Here is a 20,752-nt window from a genome sequence, read left to right on the forward strand (position 1 = left end):
TCACCTTCATGGGCAAGCCGGTCTGACAACAGGTGTTCGTCGATGCCGGTCGCCGCCCGTATTCGGGCGAGCCGCCACTATGCCGAACCTCCGCATTCCTGGGCGCTATTTGGCCCAACGCGGTTTTTTCAATTTTCGACCTTACCAGGACCGGGCTCGCTTGCGCCCGGATGACATCATGGCTCGTTTTCAAATAGATTTGCGCGCGGGCGCTTTTCGCATCGTCCTTGGCTTCACGCTCGGTCATTGGCGGCGCCAGCCATGGCGGCTTTCGCTCATCATGGCCACGTTCCTGCTGTCGACCTTGGCCGACGTGCTGACGCCGCTCTATTCCGGCCGGCTGGTCGATGCCGTTGCCAGCGGTGCTGCCGCCGACGAGGTCGCGTGGAATGCGGCGATGGCGGCCTTTTCCATGCTGGTGGCGCTGGCGCTTGCCGGTGTCGTGCTGCGCAACCTCGCCTTCATGGCCATCGTCGAACTGACGCTGAAGATGATGGCGGATATCGCCGCCGACGCCTTCCATCGCGTCCAGCGCTTTTCCACCGACTGGCACACCAACAGCTTCGCCGGATCGACGGTGCGCAAGATAACGCGCGGCATGTGGGCGCTCGACCTGCTCAACGACACGATCCTGATCGCGCTGCTGCCGTCTGTCGTCATGCTCGTCGGCTCGACGCTGCTGCTCGGCTGGTTCTGGCCGCTGATGGGTGCTGTCGTCGCCGCGGGTTCGGTGCTGTTCGTCGTGGTGACGGCAATGCTGTCGCTTGGCTATGTCGCGCCTGCAGCGAGACTTGCCAACGCATGGGACACGCGTCTGGGCGGCTCGCTGGCCGATGCGGTGAGCTGCAACGCTGTGGTCAAGGGTTTTGGCGCGGAGGAGCGCGAGGAGACGCGCCTTGCCAAGGTCGTCGCCAGATGGCGCGCGCGCACGCGCCGCACTTGGGTGCGCGGCACCATCAACGGCACCACGCAAGGGTCGATGCTGCTGCTCCTGAGATCAGCGGTGATCGGGTTCTCCCTGTTTTTATGGGCATGGGGGCAGGCGAGCGCCGGCGACATCGCCTTCGTGCTGACCTCGTTCTTCGTGCTGCAAGGCTATCTCAGAGACATCGGCACGCATATCCGCAATCTGCAGCGTTCCATCAACGACATGGAGGAACTGGTCGACTTCCAGTCCGAACCGCTCGGCATCGAGGATGTGCCCGGCGCCGTGCCGATCCGCATCACCGACGGCCGCATCAGCTTCGACAACGTCACTTTCCACTATGGCAGCCACCGGCTGCCGCTCTATCGCGACTTTTCGGTGGACATCGCGCCGGGCGAACGCGTCGGGCTGGTCGGCCATTCGGGCTCGGGCAAGACGACCTTCGTCAAGCTGATCCAGCGCCTCTACGACGTGAGTGCGGGAACGATCCTGATCGACGGCCAGGACATTGCCGAGGTGGAGCAGGCGTCGCTGCGCGGGCAGATCGCCATCGTCCAGCAGGAGCCGATCCTGTTCCACCGGTCGCTGGCCGAAAACATCGCCTATGCCCGGCCGAGTGCCACGCAAGCCGAGATCGAGCACGCCGCGCGGCTGGCCAGCGCGCACGATTTCATCGTCAGCCTGCCGAAGGGTTACGGCACGCTGGTGGGCGAGCGTGGCGTGAAACTGTCCGGCGGCGAGCGCCAGCGGGTGGCGATCGCGCGGGCCTTCCTTGCCGATGCGCGGATCCTCATTCTGGACGAGGCGACATCGAGCCTCGATTCGGAATCGGAGGTGCTGATCCAGCAGGCGATGGAGCGGCTGATGGTCGGTCGCACGACCCTGGTCATCGCGCACCGGCTTTCGACGGTGCGCGCGCTGGACAGGCTTCTGGTGTTCGATCGCGGCCGCATCGTCGAAGAGGGCTCGCATGACCAGCTGATCCGGCTGCAAGGCGGCATCTACCGCCGGCTGTTCGAGCGCCAGGCGCTCGAACTGACCAAGGGGCTGGCGATCTGACGGGGTTGCTGCGATCAATTGTCGAGGTCGGCGCCGCCCTTGCCCTGCGGACGCCGGTTTGCAGGACTTGGGTTCCTCTCCCCACTTCGTGGGGCGAGGAACCCAAGCTGGATAGTTTCAACTTGACACGTGACGGCAGTTATGCTAGGAATTTATTCATGGCGCTGATTAGCGCCAATGATCCGTACCTGAGGGCCCGCCCACCAAGGCGGGTTTTTGATTCAGGCTCTGCTGGATCGAACTCCGCCCCGCGCTGCAGGCTTTTCATCGCTTCCGTCATGTTCTATGTCTGCCGCCAAGCGCGGGGGCGTTTGTCTTGTCAACTAGAAAACCATCCGGTACGCCCCGTTCATGACAGTTACCGTCCGTTTCGCCCCATCACCGACCGGCCGCATTCATATCGGCAATGCGCGCACAGCGCTGTTCAACTGGCTGTTCGCCATGAACAACAAGGGCCGCTTCATCCAGCGTTTCGACGACACCGACGTCGCGCGCTCGACGCAGGAATTCTCCGACGCCATCCTCTACGACCTGCATTGGCTGGGCATCTTTCCGGACGCCACGGAATACCAGTCACGACGCTTCGAAATCTACGATGCGGCGATGGAGAAACTGAAGGCGGCGCGACTTCTCTATGCTTGTTACGAAACCCCGGAAGAGCTCGATCTCAGGCGCAAGGTGCGTCGCACGCGCGGCCTGCCGCCGGTTTACGGCCGCGAAGCGCTGACGCTGACGCCCGAGCAGATCGCCGAATACCAGACCGATGGCCGCCGGCCGCACTGGCGTTTTCTCCTGCCCAATTTCACCAGTGATCCCTTGGCGCCGGAGCGCACCGAAATCCAGTGGAACGATCTGGTGCGCGGTGAGGAAACCGTCGACCTCGCCTCGCTTTCGGACCCGGTTCTGCAGCGCGAGGACGGCACCTATCTCTACACTTTGCCCTCGGTGGTCGACGACATCGAGATGGGCATCAGCCACATCATCCGCGGCGACGACCACGTGACCAATACCGGCGTGCAGATAGCCCTGTTCCAGGCGCTCGGTGCCGAGCCGCCGGTCTTCGGCCACCACAATCTCTTGACCACCGCATCGGGCGAGGGCCTGTCGAAGCGGACCGGCGCTTTGTCCATCGAGAGCCTGCGCGAGACCGGCATCGAACCGATGGCCGTCGCTTCGCTGGCGGCGCTTGTCGGCACTTCGGAAAACGTCGCGGCGGTGCCTGACATGGCCGAGCTCGCCCGGCGCTTCGACCCGGCCGCGGCGTCGAAATCCGCCGCCAAGTTCGACCCGGACGAGCTCTTCGTGCTCAACCGCGCGCTGCTGCACCACATGCCGTTTTCCGAGGCGCGCGACCGGCTGATCGTGCTCGGCATTTCCGGCGAACAGGCCGAGCCCTTCTGGCTGGCGGTGCGCGGCAATCTCGACAGGCTGGCCGATGCGGCGATCTGGTGGCGCACGCTTCGCGACGGCCCGCAGGAGCAACCGGACTTTTCCGACGTCGATCGCGATTTCCTTCGCCAGGCGTTCGATCTTCTGCCGGAGGACCCGTGGAACGGGTCGGTCTGGAAGGACTGGACGGGCAAGATCAGGGACGTGACCGGCCGCAAGGGCAAGGCACTATTCATGCCGCTCAGGCTGGCGCTTACGGGACAGCCTTCGGGGCCGGAGCTTGCGGATCTATTGCCGCTTATGGGTCGGGAAGGAACGCTGGCCCGACGACCCTGATCTTGCGCCGTTCCGGCGGAGGCAAGGTTGTCGGCGATGGCTTGACGGCGAGCCGCTTGATGGTTTCGCGGTCGAGCCCGCCTTCGACATTGGCCAAACTCTCGGGGTCGGCGCCTGGATCGGGCCTAGCGACAGGCCCCGGAATGAGCGGCGTGGTCTCCACATCGGCCTCGGTCTGCTCCGGGCTTGGCGGATTGCCGGCAATGATCTCGAAATTCCGTGCGGCGTTGCAGCCGCAGGCCGGCGGGCGCGACGTCTCGGGCTGCTTGTAGAGATAGGCGGTCGGCAGTTCGCTGTAGGGCCTGCCGGTTACCGAAGATGCCATGTCAGCCGAATCGTCGCCAATGCCGCGCGTATAGAACACCTGCATCTCGGTGCCGGGGCAGCTCGAATCGCAATTCTTCTGGTCGCGCTCGAAATCGCGCGGCGAGGCGGCATTCGACATCGGGAAGAAATAACCGTCGCAGGTGCGCACGCATATTGTGCGGAATTCGCCGTCAAGGCGTGGCAGATCCATGCCGTCGGGCTGGTTGATCATGGCGCGGATACCGCGTTCTTCATCGGGGTCGCTCGGCTCGTCCAGCGCCTCGAGCCGACTTCCGGCGTCGCCCAAAAGCCGATCGAGCAGAGTTCCTTTGCCGTTATCGCGGTTCGCTTCCAGGACAGGCGCACGCTTCGAAGGCTCATTGCCGTCGCGGCAGCCATTGGCGTCGAGCGAGGCCAATATGCGTGCACGATCGCGGCGCGAGCCGCCGCCGGCGAGCTCAGCGCGCTTGACCTGCAAGGCATCGAGGTTGGCGTTCATGCGGTCGAGCGTGGTCTCGAGCGCGGCGCATGCGTTGCGATTGCGCTCGAACAGCGAAAAGCCGCAGCCGGCACGGTCGGACTGGCGACTTGCCTTTGCAATCTGCTCGCGCTGCCGCACGATCGCGTCGTCGTATTTCCTCAGCAGGGCCGGCTTGCCGCCGCCAGCGCGCGAAGCGGCCGCGAGATCGGCTTCCAGCTGGCGACAAACACGGGAGGCCGCCTGCGGCTGGGTGACGGCAAAGCCTGACAACGCCAAGGCGCCGAGCAGCGCTGCGGCACGGGTCAGCTTCCACCCTCCGCCCGTCATTCGTCCTGAGCTCCGTTTGCCCATCCGTTGCGAAAGCTACCGCGTTTGCGGTTAGCTGTTCGTTCAGCTTACCGCGAAATCGGGTTTCAGCCCAGATTTACAACCGCCTGAGCCTTTTGGGCCGCTTCGACCACGGCGAGCGCCGTCATGTTGACCACGCCGCGCGACGTCACCGACGGCGTCAATATATGCGCCGGCCTGTCGGTGCCGAGCAGGATCGGCCCGACATGCAGCGCGTCCATCATCGCGCGCAGCGCGGTGAGTGTGATGTTCGCCGAATCGAGATTGGGGAACACCAGCAGATTGGCTTCGCCCTTCAGCCGCGAATGCGGATAGACGCGCTGGCGCAGCTGCTCCGACAGCGCCGAGTCGGCATGCATCTCGCCGTCGCATTGCAGGTCGGGCGCGATGCGTGCCAGGATCGCCGCTGCCTGCCGCATCTTGAGCGCGCTCGGCTCATCGCGCGAGCCAAAATCCGAGAACGAGAGCAGGGCGGCCTTGGGCTCGATGCCGAACCGCTGGATTTCTTCGGCCGCCAGCACCGTCATCTCGGCGATCTCCTCGGCGGTAGGATCGACGGTGACATGAGTGTCGGTCAGGAAAATGATGCCGCGCTGCGAGATCAGCATGGAAAGCGTCGACAAATCATGGTCCTTGATGCCGGGACGCGGGCCGATGATCAGCGTGACATTGCGCAGATGCCGCTCAAAACGTCCTTCGAGGCCGCAGACCATGGCGTCGGCGTCGCCACGCTTGAGGGCAAGTGCTGCGATCACCGTGTTGTTGGTGCGCACCATGGTGCGCGCGGCTTCCGTCGTCACGCCGCGCCGGCCGGCGAGTTCGATCAAAAGGTCGACATAATGGCGATAGCGCGGGTCGTCCTCGGGATTGATCAGGCCGAAATCGACGCCCGGCTTGATCCGCAGCCCGTAGCGTTTCAGCCTGATCTCGATGACATGCGGACGGCCGATCAGGATCGGCTCGGCGATGCCTTCCTCCAGCACCACCTGCGCGGCGCGCAGCACGCGCTCGTCCTCGCCGTCGGCATAGATGACGCGCTTGGCAATCGACGTCTTGGCCATCGAGAACACCGGTTTCATGACCAGGCCGGAGCGGAAGACGAAGCGGTTCAGCTGGTCGATATAGGCGGCGAAGTCGGTGATTGGCCGTGTGGCGACGCCGGTGTCGCAGGCAGCCTTGGCGACCGCCGGCGCGATGCGCAGGATCAGCCTGGGATCAAAGGGCGAGGGGATCAGGAAATCGGGCCCGAAGACCGGCGTCTCGCCGGAATAGGCGCGGGCGGCGACATCGGACGGTTCCTCGCGGGCAAGGGCCGCGATCGCCCGCACCGCGGCCATCTTCATCTCTTCGTTGATGGCGCTGGCGCCGCAGTCCAACGCGCCACGGAAGATGTAGGGAAAGCAGAGTACGTTGTTGACCTGATTGGGGAAATCGGAACGGCCGGTGCAGATCATGGCGTCTGGCCGCGCCGCCCGTGCCGCTTCCGGCATGATCTCGGGATTGGGATTGGCCAGCGCCAGGATCAGCGGCTTTGGAGCCATGTGCTGGAGCAGTTCCGGTTTCAGCACGCCGGCGGCCGAAAGCCCCAGGAAGACGTCGGCGCCCGGCAGCACGTCGCCCAGCGTGCGCGCTTCGGTGTCTTTTACATAAGGATCTTTCCAACGGTCCATCTCGTCGACGCGGCCCTTGTAGGCGACACCGAAACGGTCGGTGACCCAGATGTTTTCCACGCGCGCGCCGAGCGAAACCAGCAGATTGAGGCAGGCGAGGGCAGCGGCGCCGGCGCCGGAGGTGACGATCTTGATGTCGGAGATCGTCTTGCCGGCAAATTCCAGGCCGTTGAGCACGGCGGCGGCGACGATGATCGCGGTGCCGTGCTGGTCGTCGTGGAAGACCGGTATGGCCATGCGGGCTTTCAGCCGTTCCTCGACCTCGAAGCATTCGGGCGCCTTGATGTCCTCGAGGTTGATGCCGCCGAAGGTCGGCTCAAGCGCCGAGATCGTCTCGACCATGCGCTCGATGCCAGGCGCGTCGATCTCGATGTCGAAGACGTCGATGCCGGCGAACTTCTTGAACAGAACCGCCTTGCCTTCCATCACCGGCTTGGAGGCCAGCGGGCCGATATTGCCCAGACCGAGCACGGCCGAGCCGTTGGAAACGACGCCGACCAGATTGGCCCGCGCCGTGTAGTCGGCGGCTGTTGCCGGATTGTCGCGGATTTCCAGGCAGGGCGCCGCTACGCCGGGCGAATAGGCAAGCGCCAGATCGCGCTGGTTGCCGAGCGGCTTCGTTGCCTGGATCTCGAGCTTCCCAGGCCTTGGGTGCTTGTGGAAGTAGAGCGCGGCTTCGTCGAGGTCCGACCGGGCCGCTTTTTTGCTTTCGCCTTCCATGCCGGCCGCTCCTCAACTCAGTCCGTTTGGTGTTTTGAGTCTCTTAGCATGCAGCCGAGGCTTTTCGAGAGGTGATATGTCGCAAGCGCGAAGCTTATGGCTTCGCACTGCCGCCTGCCTGTGCGGTCTGCCATTGAAATGTTGAGACGACGGGCGGGTGCGGAGCCCGGTATCTACAGCGTCTGCGAACTCTGCCACAGCCAGATTGCGAGCGAGCCTGAACGCCCGCGGACCTGTGCTTCCACAGGTCCTCTCAGAGCACCAGATTTGAACAACTCGCAGTCGCGGCCGGCAACTTGCAACATTTCGTCGCTCACCGCGGCTTCGGCGTTTTGGTCGGCCGCGATCTCCATCAAGCGACTGGCGACATTAACCGTATCACCCGTAGTCGCGATGTGCTGACGGCCTTTGCCACCGAGTCTCGATGCAACGATTGTTCCGTAATGCGCTCCGATCTTGAAGCCGAGCCTAGATGCAGTCGATGCGGGCAACGAAGCGAGCCAGTTGTTGGTACGGCTGGAGAGCGCTGCGCAGCAGCGGGCAGCATTGAAGGCATCATCTGTCGCTGCTTCCGGTAGACCGAACAGGATCATGGCTCCGTCACCCATGAAATTCGTGACAACGCCACCGCAGCTTGTCACCTCTTCGTCCACCAACGCATGGAACGTGTTCAAAAGTTCGCGTGTGGCGTTCGGCCCTAATGTTTCGCTCAGTCCGGTGAAACCGGACAGGTCAATGAATATGATGGCGGCGTCCCTCCGGACAGGTTCCAGGAGAAAGTCGCCATGCTTCGCGAGCCACCCCGCAAAGCCGGGGGCCTGAACTCGTTGAAGCAATTCGCTCTGCGTGGCGAAATACTGGGCCTGGTTCCTGCCCAACCAAAGCTGCGCGGCCCCGAACAAAATAGCTGGCGGAACGGCGGCGGCCATCGGTAACGCCGCGCTCAGCCAGATTTGGTGTGAGAATGCGGTCATATTGACCACGAACCAGATCACAACCACGCCGACGATCGCTGCAAGGCCGATGGCGTTGCGACGCCATGCCAACAACCCCACAAGAACCACTGGCAGCGCCACTGCAAAGCCGGCATCTGCAAGGCGAACGTACTGATCTCGCACTATGCCGTCGCCGGTCATCAGATGGGCAATGGCCGTCGACATGACCTCGACGCCTGGGAGCACGGGATCAAACGGTGTCGGGAAAACATCGCCGGCGCCGGTTGCCGTTGCTCCGATCACAACAATTCGATCCCGAATAATGCCGCCATCGACTTGGCCCCCCAGCACCGTCGTGGCGCTGATCGTGCGGATCGTGCCGCGAGGGCCATAGAATGTCAGAGGAAGTATGTGGCCAATGTCCGTCCGAATCCGCTGTCCGCCCAGAGATAGATAGCCGGGCGCAATTCCCGGATCCTCTCCCACCGCCATGGCGGCAACGCGCAGGGAGAAAGACGCTTCCGTCCGATCTCCGGCCCGAAACAGCAACGGGACGAACCGAGGCGTTCCCGTCCAGTCGGTAACCACGTTCACGACGCCGACAGCGGCGATATCCGAGAACGCTTTCAGGGGCCACAGAAACCGCTTGGCATTCGGCACTCGGGCGAGAGGGCCATCGCCCTCGGCCGCAATCGATTGTTTGCCTCCCGAGTAGACCGCTGCAGCAGCGATTACGCTTGAAGTCCCACGCAGCGAACGCGTGAGCGCCTCATCATCACCTTTTTTCCCGGGATCGACCAGCAGCAGGTCGACCGCAATGGCTTTCGGTCCAAAGCGAGCTATCGTATCGACAATCCGGGCAAGCGTGGCGCGGCTGAGGGGATAGCGGCCTTCGTTTCGGACCGCTTCGTCGTCTATTGCGACAATGGTAATCAGCTCCGGCGGCTTTGCCGTTCCCCGAACAAGCGTTCGCAGATCCGTCATCGTTGCTTCGACGCGATCAAGGGACCACATGTTGCCGCGCCAGTGCGCTAAACCAAGGCCGGCCCCCCAAAGACCCGCCAGAACGAGCGCGATCAGCGTCTGAAGCGCTCGCCCGCTCATTTAGGTTACTGACCGAAACGGGCCATTAACGCCGAAACACGTGCGGCGGGCCAGCGCTTGACCGTCAGTGTGCCTGTTCCGGCTTCCACATCGACGCCTTCGCCCGGCCCGAGGACTACGCCAGCATTGGACGCCGGCCTTTGCACGGCGACGCGACCTTTGACGACGAAGACAGACGTCTTGCCTCGGGCAACGTCGACTGCCCATTTTGTACCTCGCACCGCGGCGATCGCCTGCGGGGTGACGACAGCGAAGCCACTCCGGACCCTGCCGGCTGGAGCATCGAACAACAGCGCCTTGCGCCGTAATCTGACCGCATCGGCACTACCATTTCGATCGCGGTCCACCAGTGCAAAACGAGCGCCATCTTCCGCAACGATGGTAAGGCCTTCCCGGCATCTCAGAATTTGTCGGGACGTACCTGCTACCAGTTCGAACCTACAGCCGGCGTTACTCGACTGCGCTGAAGCGGTATCCACCCAGAAGACACAGGCAAGCATGCATGCCACCAGGCTCCGGAGATATCGGCCACTTGCGCTCATAAACGTCTCCTTGCTTTTGCGAAAATCCGCGGCAAGAAAATCTTTGCACTGTCTTCTGCGGTCAGCCTGGCAGTATACTCATGCGTACGAACCGGCACTTGCAGCCGCGTTGCCTAAAGGTAGCACGGTCCGACCAGCGATCTTAACACGATAGCTTGCCCCAACACCAAATAAGGCGACATCAAGCCGTTTGAAGCGGCCGCGATGCGAACGTCATGCGGCGTCGCTGCTCGTTCTGGCAGATGAGGCGAGCGGCAACTTTCCACCCGGGTCGGTCGTTCGGCGCTTACCTCGGCAACTATTTCGCGAGCCGTCTGGGTTGCGCCATACTCAGACCTTGGTGCAGCAGGCCTCAGCTTTGCCCCAAAAGTGCACGCGCCAACTCTTCCCATTCCCCATCAAGCGTTAAGATCGACGGCGCGGCGTCGCAGCGGCGATACCAATATTCCGCGTTCGATTGGTCGCCTTCCTTGCGATGGAGGTAGGCATGCACGCGCATACCCGCCGTATCGTCGCGCTTCTGTGCGCGCTCGTGCGCCTTATCCCAATCGCCCTTTGCATCCCACCACAGCGCCTGCAGGGCAGGGCTCAAGCCGGCCGGCGGCTGTGCTTTCGCAATCGAATCTCTGAAAGCTTGCAGATCCATTTTCCACCATAGTGACGTACAGAGCGCCAATAATACCCGCACCGGCGGCCGACTGGTAGCGAGCATCGGACGATATACCGGATGACTGGAATGAGCCAGGAACGCTTGTTGCGGTGAACGTCGGCCACCGGGCAGCGAAATGGACTGATGAAGGGCGACTTCGGGTCAACCTGCGTCGTGCAACGCTCGCAACTAAACGACCGCAAAGGGTGTGCGCCGTGACAAGGCGGCACTTTCCAGTGGGTGCAAGCCCCACCGCCGGATCGTTGATCGGCGCCGCCGATGATCGAGGACGGAAGACACGCACGACCGAGGCACGAGACAACCGGCGCGGCATTCCGCAGGGCTCACCTATCTCACCCTTGCTGGCAAATCTGTACATGCGCCGGTTCGTGTTGGGGTGGAAGAAGCTCAAAGCCTTGGCACTCGCCTCGTCACCTATGCCGACGACCTTGTGATCTTGTGCAGGAGGGGCAAGGCGGAAGCGGCGCTCCAGCACCTGCGCGCGATCATGGGCAAGCTGAAGCTGACGGTGGCACTCGACAGCCACACCGCAGTGCGGTTGCGCCGGTGGTTGCGTTCCAAGCACAAGACCAGACGATGTAAGGGCGGGGCCTATCCAGACTCGCACCCTTACGAGCACTTCGGGCTCGTACGTTTGACCCAACTTGGACGTGGCGTGTCGTGGGTGAAGGCGTGAGTTCTTGTCCGAGAGCCGGATGCGGGAGATCTGCATGTCCGGTTCGATGAGCGGGGTGTGGAAACGGAGCCAAGGTTGGACCAGTAAGGCATCGCCAGACGAAAGGGGCGGCAAACAGATATGTTCAACCTACCGCCACCGCGCCACACCTCGATTCTACCGTTTTCCCTCCGTTCCCAGCCGGTACCAAGCGTTGGATTTTGCCCCTAGAACGCGCTGACATAGGCACCGCCATCCACCGGTATGTTCTGCCCGGTCAGGTAGCCGGCATGAACCGAGCACAGGAAGGCGCAGATCTGGCCGAATTCCTCCGGCGTGCCGAGCCGCTTGGCCGGAACGTTGGCTGCCGCCTGGGTCTTGCGCGCGGCGGCGGCAGCCGGATCTTCAGGAGTGCCGGCTTCATGCGGGGGACGCAGCCGGTCGGTGTCGAGCTTGCCCGGCAGCATGTTGTTGATCGTCACATTGCGGTCGATCACCGTCCGCGCGACGCCGGCGAGGAACGAGGTCAGGCCGGCGCGCGCGCCCGACGACAGGTCGAGGCCGGGAATGGGAACAAAGACCGACAGCGAGGTAATGTTGACGATGCGGCCGAAACCGCGCTCCGCCATGCCGTCGATGACGGCCTGAACCAGTTCGATCGGGGTCACCATGTTCTGGGTGACGCCTTCGAGGATCTTTTCGCGGTCGAGCTCGCGGAAATCGCGAAACGGCGGTCCGCCATTGTTGTTGACGAGGATATCGGGATCCGGACAGGCGGCAAGCAGCGCCTTCTGGACCTCGGGCTTCGAGACGTCTCCGACAATCTCGGTCACCTTGACGCCAAATCTTTCGCGCAGTTCGGCGGCGGTCTTGGCCAGTTGGTCGGCGTTGCGCCCATTGACGACCAGATCGCAGCCGGCTTCGGCCAGCGCCGTGGCGCAGCCGCGCCCAAGGCCCTTGCTGGAAGCACAGACGATGGCCTTTTTGCCGCGAATGCCGAGATCCATGATGATTTTCTCCTCTGATTGGCGCGGCAACCTACTCTTGGGGCTGGACCAATCGCAACCGTCATACGGTTGTTGCATGAATCGGCGCATAGGCACACGCGAGAGCAACGGTGAGAATCCAATGCCTGGCGCAGAGCCCCGCACGTTCCGCAGCATGTTCATCTCCGACGTCCATCTCGGATCGAAGGCGGCGAAGGCCGAGTTCCTGATCGATTTCCTGCGCCATCACGACGCCGATATCATCTATCTCGTCGGCGACATCGTCGACGGCTGGCGGTTGAGACGAAACTGGCACTGGCCGCAGAGCCACAATGACGTCGTCCAGAAATTGCTGCGCAAGGCGCGCAAGGGCGCCAGCATCACCTATATCGCCGGCAATCACGACGAGTTCGCGCGCCAGTTCCAGGGCGTGCATTTCGGCGGCATCGTCGTCGCCGACCGCGTCACCCACGAGACCGCCGACGGCAAACGGTTTCTGGTCATCCATGGCGATCAGTTCGATACCGTCGTCCATAATGCGCGCTGGCTCGCCTATCTTGGCGACTACGCCTATGACGCGGCCATGCTCGTCAACCGCGTGGTGACGCGGCTTCGCCAACTGCTTGGCCTGCCTTACTGGTCGTTTTCGTCCTGGGCCAAGGTCAACGTCAAGAAGGCGGTGAATTTCATCGGCTCGTTCCAGACCATGCTGACCGAGGAAGCACGCCGCTCGCAGGTCGACGGCGTAATCTGCGGGCACATCCACCATGCCGCGATCGAAAGCTACGAGGACGTGCAATACATCAATACCGGGGACTGGGTGGAGAGCTGCACGGCGGTGGTCGAGCATTTCGACGGCCGGATGGAGATACTGCACTGGGCGCATGTCCTGCCGGAAGGTCCGGTCGGCAGCGAAGTGCTGGTGCCGGTCGACATCAGGGGCAGGGCAGTCCAGGCGGCTTGAGCAAACCCGGCCTGATCTCGCTCTAATCGATTAGTCCAAGCGGTTCCGCCGACTTTTTCAGCGTGTTATGGAGTTGGCGTGACGCTGCAGGCCGACCCGGCCGAAGGCCGCGCCGACGGATTGTCTGTTGATGTCCTCCCTGCCGCCGCTTTCGCCTCAACAACTCGTCAAGCCGCGCCATTTCGAACTGCGCATGAGCCTGATTTTCTTCACGCTTTTCGTGCCGCTGGGCACGCATTTGCCATACTTCCCGCTGTGGCTGCAGGCAAAAGGTTTTGATGCCGAGCAGATAGCGGTCATCCTTGCAGCACCAATGTTCCTGCGTGTGGTGACGACGCCGTTGCTGACGGCGCTGGCCGACAGGGCGAGCGACCGCGCGCACGTCTATGTCGCCCTGGTGGCCGCATCGCTGGCGCTGTCGGCCGGTTATTTCCTGACGCCGACCTACGCAATGGTGCTGGCCGTTTCGCTGGCGCTCGCCGTGTTCTGGACGCCGCACTCGCCGATTGCCGATTCACTGGCGCTGTCTGGTGTGCGCCGCTTCGGCTCGAATTACGCAAGCATGCGCAAATGGGGATCGATCTCCTATCTATGCGCCAACCTCGCCGGCGGCTTCATCCTGGCGGCGACCAGCGCCGAGGCTGTCCCGGCGATCATCTTCGTGGCTTTCGGCGCGGCATTCGCCGTTGGGCTGATCGCGCCACGCCTTGGCCGCCCCCGGCGTGCCTCGCCGCTTTCGGCGACCGACATCCAGCAATCGGCGCCGAAACTTCTCAATGCGTATTTCCTGTATTTCTCCATCGGCGTCGGCGTCATCACCGCCAGCCATGCGTTTCTCTACGGCTTCGTGTCGATCTACTGGAAATCGATCGGCATCAGCGATTCGGTTGTCGGGCTCTTATGGGGTTGGGGCGTGGTGGCCGAGATCGGCATGTTCATGATCTTCACCTGCGCCTTCGGCTCCTTCTCGGTCGTGTCGATCATGGTGATGGCAGGGCTCGGTTCGATCGTCCGCTGGATCGCCTTTCCCTTGATCTGGCCGCTTGGCGTTGGCGTCGCCGGATTTTTCGCAGTCCAGACGCTGCACGCGGTTTCGGTGGCGCTGGTTCTGATCGGCCTGCAGAAGATGATCGGCGAGACGGTCGCGGAGGAACGAACCGGGGCGGCGCAAGGCATCGCCTATTTCTCCAACGGCTTTTTCACGGCGGTGGTGACGCTGCTCTCCGGCCCGCTATACGACCGCTTCGGCGTAGACGGCTTTTTTGCCATGATCCCGATCGCCTTGGTCGGCCTGGCGCTGATTGGACTTGCCGCGCGTTCAGCCCCACAGCGCCGTATCGGGCGGTGACACCAGCGATCCCTGGTAGACGAGACCGGGACGTCGGTCGCGGGCAAGCAGCAGCGGACCGTCGAGATCGACGAAATCGGCATCCTGTGCCAAGAGCACGGCCGGCGCCATGGCTAGCGACGTGCCGACCATGCAGCCGACCATGACGCCAAAACCCAGTTCGCGGGCGCGATCGCGAAGGGCAAGCGCCGCGGTCAGGCCGCCCGATTTGTCGAGCTTGATGTTGACGGCGTCGTAGAGGCCGAGGAGCGGGGCAAGATCGTTTGCCTCATGCACGCTTTCATCGGCGCAGATCGGCACCGGATGCGCGATGTGGCGAAGGATGCCGTCGCGGCCTGCCGGCAGCGGCTGTTCGATCAGCGTGATACCCTGTTCGGCCGCAAAGGCCAGGTTTTCCACGATGTTGTCGTCGCTCCAGCCCTCATTGGCATCCAGGATGATGCGGCTCGCCGGTGCCGCTTCTCTAACCGCGCGGATACGGGCCATGTCGTTGCCGCCGCCAATCTTGACCTTGAGCAGCGGGCGCAGGGCGTTGGCGCGGGCTTGGGCTGCCATCACTTCGGGTTCGGAGAGCGACAGCGTATAGGCTGTCTCTAGCGCCCTCGGCGGCGCCGCGCAGATGCTGGAGGCGACCGGCTTGCCTGCGATCTTCGCCTCCAGGTCCCATAGAGCGCAGTCGACGGCGTTGCGTGCGGCACCTGCCGGCATGGCGTCGAGCAGCGCGGCCCGGCCGATGCCGCCGGCAATCTGCTCCCGCATGGCCTCGATCGCATCACGGACACCGTCCATGGTCTCGCCGTAGCGCTTGTAGGGGACGCATTCGCCGCGCCCGGTATGGCTGCCTTGGCTGATCGTGCAAGCGATCACCTCGGCTTCGGTCTTCGAGCCGCGCGAAATGGTGAACGTCCCAGCGATGGGAAAGCGCTCTGCCTCGACCGAAATGACACGCGCCATATTTTTCTGCTCCAGCTATGCGACAACGAGCCCGTCGGCAAATCGACAGGTGGGTTCCGTCAGGCTAAACAGGACGCCATGTTGACCATCCGCAAACGCTTCGCAAGCGGCACGACCGCCAATGGGGCCGATCACCAGCCGCGCGTCGCGGTCGGTGAGGAGGGCGACGTTCTCGGCTGCGCCTTCTCCGGAAACTGGACGACGCGCACCGTAACGCTGGTCGACGCCGAGATGCGCAAGATCGAGAAGCGCAGCGGGTTCAAGACGCTTGCGCTCGACCTTTCGCACATCGAGAAGATGGACACCGCCGGGGCCTGGCTGATCGACCGTCTGGTCAGCGCCTTCGAAAAGAAAGGTGTCGAGATCAGGCTGCAAGGACAAAGCGAGATTGCCTCCATCCTGCTCGGCGCCGTTGGCGATGCCGTCCGGCGCGAATCCGATCCCGGCGGCACAAAGCCGCCCAATATCATCATTCGCGCGCTCGAGCTGGTTGGCCGGCGCGTCTATGAAATGCGCGACGATTTCCTGGCCTCGATGAACATATTGGGCGCCACGATACGCGGCTCGCAGATGAAGCTCGGCCGTGGCCATGCGGTCAATCCGGCGGCGATCTTCAACCAGATGGATCGCATGGGCGTCGGCGCCATACCGGTGGTCGTGCTGATGTCGGCTATCGTCGGCGCGATCGTTGCCCAGCAAGGCGCCTACCAGCTCAGCTATTTCGGCGCCGATATCTTCGTCGTCGATCTGGTCGGCGTGCTGATCCTGCGCGAACTCGGCGTGCTGATGACCGCGATCATGATCGCCGGCCGTTCGGGCAGCGCCATCACGGCCGAAATCGGCTCGATGAAAATGCGCGAGGAGGTCGACGCGCTGAAGGTCATCGGGCTCAATCCGATCGGCGTTCTGGTGTTTCCGCGGCTGGTCGCGCTGGTGATCGCGCTGCCATGCCTGACGATCATCGCCAATTTCGCCGCACTTGGCGGCGGCATCGCGGCGGCATGGCTCTATTCCGACATCGCACCGGCCGCCTTCATCGACCGGCTGCGCGTCGCCATCGATCTCAGCACCATCTTTGCCGGACTGATCAAGGCGCCATTCATGGCCATGATCATCGGCACCATCGCCTCGGTCGAAGGCATGAAGGTTGGCGGCAGCGCCGAATCGCTGGGTCAACACGTGACCGCTTCCGTTGTGAAGTCGATCTTCGTGGTCATCATCCTCGACGGGCTTTTCGCCATGTTCTACGCGGCGATCGAGTTCTGACATGGCCATTCAGGGCAACAAAAAGGCGACTGGAGTTGCGGACGGGGCCGACGAAGACGAGATCGTGCTTTCCGCGCACGACATCACCGTATCCTTCGGTGACAAGGTCATTCTCGACAAACTGTCGCTCGATATCAGGCGCGGCGAGATTCTCGGCTTTGTCGGCGCCTCCGGAGCCGGCAAATCGGTGCTCTTGCGCACGATCCTCGGCCTGGTGCGCAAGCAGTCCGGAACGATCAAGCTGTTCGGCGTCGATGTCGAAAAGGCGAGCGAGAAGGAACGCCTTCGCATCGACATGCGCCTTGGCGTCCTCTTTCAGCACGGCGCGCTGTTTTCGGCGCTTACGGTCCTGGAAAACGTGCAGGTGCCGATGCGCGAATATCTCGATCTCCCGAGAAAGCTGATGGACGAACTGGCAATGCTCAAGGTCGAATTGGTCGGGTTGCCGCCGGATGCGGCGCAGAAATTCCCGTCCGAGCTTTCCGGCGGCATGATCAAGCGTGCGGCGCTGGCACGCGCGCTGGCGCTCGATCCCGACATCGTCTTCCTGGACGAGCCGACATCAGGCCTCGACCCGATCAGCGCGGCCGAGTTCGACGAACTGGTGGTCAAGCTGCGCGATACCATGGACCTGACCGTGTACATGGTCACGCACGATCTCGACACGCTGTTCACCGCTTGCGATCGGGTGGCGGTGCTCGGCAACAAGAAAGTGCTGGTCGAAGGCACGATCGACGACATGCTCAAAAGCGAGGAACCCTGGGTGAAATCCTATTTCCGCGGAAAACGTGCGCGGCAACTTGATCTTGCGGCACGCGCATAGCCATAAGTGGGTAAATGGAAACCAGAGCCAACTACGTCATTGTCGGCATTTTCACGCTAGCGGCGATCCTGGCGGCCTTCGCGTTCGTCTATTGGACGGCCGCGATCGGGGACAGGGGTGAGACGGCGATGCTGCGGGTGCGCATTCCGGGATCGGCTTCCGGCCTCGGCCGCGGCAGTTTCGTGCTGTTCAACGGCGTCAGGGTCGGGGATGTCAAGCGCGTCTATATCGACCTCGACAATCCGACCGCGGCAATCGCCGAGGCCGAAATAGGCCGCACGACGCCGATCACCAAATCGACGCAGGCCGATATCGGCCTTGCCGGCCTCACCGGTCAGGCCAATATCGAACTCAAGGGCGCCGACCCCAAGGAAGTGAACCTTCTCGACCAGGCCGAGGAGGAGGGCCGCGTCGCCGAGATCGTCGCCAACCCGTCAGCGGTCACCAACCTGTTGCAGACGGCGCAGAACATCTTCACCCGCGCCGATACGGTTCTCACCCAGCTCGAAGGCTTCACCAAGGACGTTCGCGGACCGCTGACGCAGACCGTCAACAATGTGCAGACCTTCTCCGATGCGCTGGCCAAGAATTCCGACGGCATCGACAAATTCCTCGCCAGCGTCAGTTCACTGTCGGAAGAGTTGAAGGGCGTTTCGGGCAAGCTCGACGGCACGCTGAAGGCGGCGGAAGGGCTGCTCAACGCGGTCGACAAGGACCAGATCAAGAGCATCGTCGACAATGTCGATACGGTGACGGCGAACCTGAAGGAAACCTCGAAGCAGTTCGACAGGGTCGTCAGGAACGTCGACACGGCGGTGGGATCGATCAACGATTTCGCCCAAAGGACGCAAGGCACGCTGGCCAAGGTCGACGGCGTTCTCGATGGCATCGATCCGGCACAGGTTCGCACCGCGCTGGCCAATATCCAGAAGGCCAGCGAAAATGCCAACGAGGCTGCCGCCGACATCGCCAAGGTGACCAATAAAGTCGCCAACCGGGCCGACGATATCGACCAGACGATCAAGGACGCACAGCAGCTCGCCGAGCGCCTCAACGACGCCTCAGTCCGCGTCGACGGCATCCTCGTGAAGGTCGATAAATTGCTCGGTTCGGGCCAGGCCGACGGCATGATAGCCGACGCCAGGAATACGCTGAAATCGTTCAAGCAGGTGGCCGACACGCTGAACGCCCGCCTCGGCACCATCACCAGCAATCTGGCCCGTTTCTCCGGTCAGGGCCTGGAGAACGTCGAAGCGCTGGTCCAGGACAGCCGTCGTTCGATCACCCGCATCGAAGAGGCGGTGACGGATCTCAGCCGCAATCCGCAGCGGATCCTGTCGGGCGGCGAAGGCGAGGTTCGGCAATTCGACGGCAGGGTGCGGCGTTGACTTCGGCTTTCGCCCGCCCCAAGAACATGAGTTGCAAGTGCAGGTTGATCTTACGATCCGGGGACAACGGGGATCGCGTGTGAAGTCATTCATGTCTAAATTTGGCGGGGTCAAATCGGGTGGGCTCAAAGCGGGTGTGGCATTGCTTACGCTTTCGCTAGCCAGTTGCGCGTTTTTGCCGGGTGGCGGGCCGGCGCCGCTCGACACATTCGAACTGTCGGCGCCGGCGCTCGATGCGCGCGGCCGCAGCCGCCGCCAAATCCTCATCGCACAGCCTTCGGCGCTCAAGGCGCTTGACAGCCAAAACATCGTCATCAAGCCGTCGGCGCGCTCGATCCAGTACCTCAAGGGTGCGCAATGGGCCGATCGGCTGCCGCTGATCGTGCAGGCGCGGCTGGCCGAGACCTTCCAGCGCTCGGGCAGCTTCGCCGGTGTCGGCAAGCCGGGTGAGGGGCTGGCGATCGACTATCAGGTAATCGTCGAGGTCCGTTCCTTCGAAGTCCGGGTCGACGGTGGCGAACATGCCGAAGTCGACCTGTTCGTGCGGATATTGAACGACCGCAACGGCGAGGTGCGTGCCTCCAAGAGCTTCACCGCGACCGCGCCCGTCGCGGGCAGCGGCAACCAAGCCTATATCGGCGCGCTCGACAGTGCGTTCGGCGATGCGGCCAAGGACATCGTCCGCTGGACCGATTCGGTGATCTGACGCCGACAGGACCGCCGGGGCGCAGGATCAAACTCGATCATCTGGGTGCCGCCAATGGCCGAGATGGGGTGGTTCCCCGACATCCATGTGGCCGCTAAGATAGAGCAATGCGTGAACCGGATTTCGAATTGGACGGGTGGTGCCTGGATGATGGCGAGGAATATCATCGGGCGTCGCCGGACACATTCTGGATACCCGATTCGCATGAACGAGAAGGGTTGCAACCGGGAGATCACGCGAAACTGATCTTTCGAATTTTAGGCCGATGATGAGAATGAACCCGTCGCCGTAGAGCGCATGTGGGTGCTGGTGCGCGAGCCGATCGACGGAGGCTACTTGGGTGTCCTCAATAACGATCCGTATGCAGTTGCTCAGAATGATGGGCTTTGGAGTGGGGTTGAGTTACCGTTTTCGGCCCGTCATGTGATCGATATTCGCGAATGCAGCGAGAAAACCATTGCCTTGACCGCACAAACACCGAAGACGCGTTGGCCTCAAATGTGATTGCGGTCTTATGTACTGCAACGGAGTCGAAAGCGATCGCAGAGAGCCTAACATGAAGGTCTGCGGCCCCGGTTCCGAAAAACCTCAGAGCTTGTGTCGAATTGGTCAGGACCCGTTCGTCCTTGGTCATGGATCGACAATCCAAGCACAAGGATAAATGATATGCCCAGCACCGTACGCCTGCACCGCGTTCTGGCAACCAGCCCAGAAAAAGTCTATCGCGCATTCCTTGAGGCGGACGCGCTCGCGAAATGGCTGCCGCCCAACGGCTTTACCTGCACGGTTCATCTTCTGGAGCCCCAAGTCGGCGGCACATTCAAAATGTCGTTCCGCAACTTCACAACGGACAAAAGCCACGCGTTTGGCGGCGAATATGTCGAGCTCGTTCCGGGCGAACGCCTGCGCTATACGGACAAGTTCGACGATCCCAACTTGCCCGGCGAGATGCAGGTGACTGTGACATTGAAGAGAGTATCAGTCGGCACAGAGCTGGATATCACGCAGGCAGGCGTGCCGGACGTCATTCCGCCTGAGGCTTGTTATCTCGGTTGGCAGGAGTCGCTGCGAAACCTGGCAAGGCTCGTCGAACCGGAGATCAATCAATAGAGCATCATCGCGAGGACGTCGGGACGGAAATGAAAAAGGCGGGAAAATTTCCCGCCTTTTTTGGTCC

18 protein-coding genes are annotated in these 20,752 nt (G+C 62.6%); 11 read left to right on the forward strand and 7 right to left on the reverse strand.

Going from position 1 to position 20,752, the window contains the following annotated elements:
* Positions 1-178: 178 nt before the first annotated feature.
* Positions 179-1,984 carry an ABC transporter ATP-binding protein gene (locus AC0NID_RS20945; protein ID WP_473456833.1) on the forward strand — a complete coding sequence of 602 codons (1,806 nt, stop codon included), beginning with the start codon at positions 179-181 and terminating at the stop codon, positions 1,982-1,984.
* A gap of 351 nt (positions 1,985-2,335) precedes the next feature.
* Entirely contained in the window at positions 2,336-3,709 is a 1,374-nt protein-coding gene (gene gltX, locus AC0NID_RS20950; protein WP_473456834.1) for a glutamate--tRNA ligase, read from the forward strand.
* Here gltX and AC0NID_RS20955 read toward each other — a convergent pair.
* From AC0NID_RS20955 to AC0NID_RS20975, 5 genes are all read right to left on the reverse strand, one after another.
* The gene (locus AC0NID_RS20955) at positions 3,672-4,823 is read right to left on the reverse strand and encodes a DUF2865 domain-containing protein (protein ID WP_473456835.1); all 1,152 of its coding nucleotides are present in this window, start codon (positions 4,821-4,823) and stop codon (positions 3,672-3,674) included. The genes gltX and AC0NID_RS20955 overlap by 38 nt on opposite strands.
* 86 nt (positions 4,824-4,909) lie before the next feature.
* Positions 4,910-7,234: an NADP-dependent malic enzyme gene (locus tag AC0NID_RS20960; protein ID WP_473456836.1), complete on the reverse strand. Its 2,325-nt coding sequence runs from the start codon at positions 7,232-7,234 to the stop codon at positions 4,910-4,912.
* A 173-nt stretch (positions 7,235-7,407) separates the two neighbouring features.
* Positions 7,408-9,273: a CHASE2 domain-containing protein gene (locus AC0NID_RS20965; protein ID WP_473456838.1), complete on the reverse strand. Its 1,866-nt coding sequence runs from the start codon at positions 9,271-9,273 to the stop codon at positions 7,408-7,410.
* A gap of 5 nt (positions 9,274-9,278) precedes the next feature.
* Positions 9,279-9,815: a FecR domain-containing protein gene (locus AC0NID_RS20970; protein ID WP_473456839.1), complete on the reverse strand. Its 537-nt coding sequence runs from the start codon at positions 9,813-9,815 to the stop codon at positions 9,279-9,281.
* Between the two features lie 352 nt (positions 9,816-10,167).
* Positions 10,168-10,461, reverse strand: coding sequence for a hypothetical protein (locus tag AC0NID_RS20975; protein WP_473456840.1), 294 nt, complete (start codon positions 10,459-10,461; stop codon positions 10,168-10,170).
* A 400-nt stretch (positions 10,462-10,861) separates the two neighbouring features.
* On the opposite strand from AC0NID_RS20975, the gene AC0NID_RS20980 reads away from it, so the two are divergent.
* A complete protein-coding gene (locus tag AC0NID_RS20980) occupies positions 10,862-11,161 on the forward strand; it encodes a hypothetical protein (RefSeq protein WP_473456841.1) in 300 nt (99 codons plus the stop codon).
* A gap of 206 nt (positions 11,162-11,367) precedes the next feature.
* Here AC0NID_RS20980 and AC0NID_RS20985 read toward each other — a convergent pair whose 3' ends face one another.
* Complete coding sequence (locus AC0NID_RS20985; protein WP_473456842.1) at positions 11,368-12,147, reverse strand: SDR family oxidoreductase; 780 nt, start codon at positions 12,145-12,147, stop codon at positions 11,368-11,370.
* Positions 12,148-12,268: 121 nt separating this feature from the next.
* On the opposite strand from AC0NID_RS20985, the gene AC0NID_RS20990 reads away from it, so the two are divergent.
* The gene (locus AC0NID_RS20990; RefSeq protein ID WP_473456843.1) at positions 12,269-13,090 is read left to right on the forward strand and encodes a UDP-2,3-diacylglucosamine diphosphatase; all 822 of its coding nucleotides are present in this window, start codon (positions 12,269-12,271) and stop codon (positions 13,088-13,090) included.
* A gap of 130 nt (positions 13,091-13,220) precedes the next feature.
* The gene (locus AC0NID_RS20995) at positions 13,221-14,438 is read left to right on the forward strand and encodes an MFS transporter (protein WP_473456844.1); all 1,218 of its coding nucleotides are present in this window, start codon (positions 13,221-13,223) and stop codon (positions 14,436-14,438) included.
* Here the strand turns inward: AC0NID_RS20995 and dgcA are convergent.
* Complete coding sequence (gene dgcA / locus AC0NID_RS21000; RefSeq protein WP_473456845.1) at positions 14,409-15,392, reverse strand: N-acetyl-D-Glu racemase DgcA; 984 nt, start codon at positions 15,390-15,392, stop codon at positions 14,409-14,411. The genes AC0NID_RS20995 and dgcA overlap by 30 nt on opposite strands.
* Before the next feature lie 78 nt (positions 15,393-15,470).
* Between dgcA and AC0NID_RS21005 the strand changes: the two genes are divergently transcribed.
* The 6 genes from AC0NID_RS21005 to AC0NID_RS21030 all read left to right on the forward strand — a co-directional run bounded on the left by AC0NID_RS21005 (position 15,471) and on the right by AC0NID_RS21030 (position 20,685).
* Complete coding sequence (locus tag AC0NID_RS21005) at positions 15,471-16,658, forward strand: ABC transporter permease (protein ID WP_473456847.1); 1,188 nt, start codon at positions 15,471-15,473, stop codon at positions 16,656-16,658.
* A gap of 1 nt (position 16,659) precedes the next feature.
* Positions 16,660-17,481, forward strand: a complete 822-nt coding sequence (locus tag AC0NID_RS21010; protein WP_473456848.1) for an ABC transporter ATP-binding protein — start codon at positions 16,660-16,662, stop codon at positions 17,479-17,481.
* A gap of 14 nt (positions 17,482-17,495) precedes the next feature.
* Entirely contained in the window at positions 17,496-18,869 is a 1,374-nt protein-coding gene (locus AC0NID_RS21015) for an MlaD family protein (protein ID WP_473456849.1), read from the forward strand.
* A gap of 91 nt (positions 18,870-18,960) precedes the next feature.
* The gene (locus AC0NID_RS21020; RefSeq protein ID WP_473456850.1) at positions 18,961-19,575 is read left to right on the forward strand and encodes an ABC-type transport auxiliary lipoprotein family protein; all 615 of its coding nucleotides are present in this window, start codon (positions 18,961-18,963) and stop codon (positions 19,573-19,575) included.
* Between the two features lie 297 nt (positions 19,576-19,872).
* Positions 19,873-20,079 (forward strand): hypothetical protein, encoded by a 207-nt coding sequence (locus tag AC0NID_RS21025; RefSeq protein ID WP_473456851.1) that lies wholly within the window; start codon positions 19,873-19,875, stop codon positions 20,077-20,079.
* Positions 20,080-20,241: 162 nt separating this feature from the next.
* A complete protein-coding gene (locus tag AC0NID_RS21030) occupies positions 20,242-20,685 on the forward strand; it encodes an SRPBCC family protein (protein ID WP_473456852.1) in 444 nt (147 codons plus the stop codon).
* Positions 20,686-20,752 lie beyond the last annotated feature (67 nt).

Source organism: Mesorhizobium sp. WSM4821, from assembly GCF_055901555.1.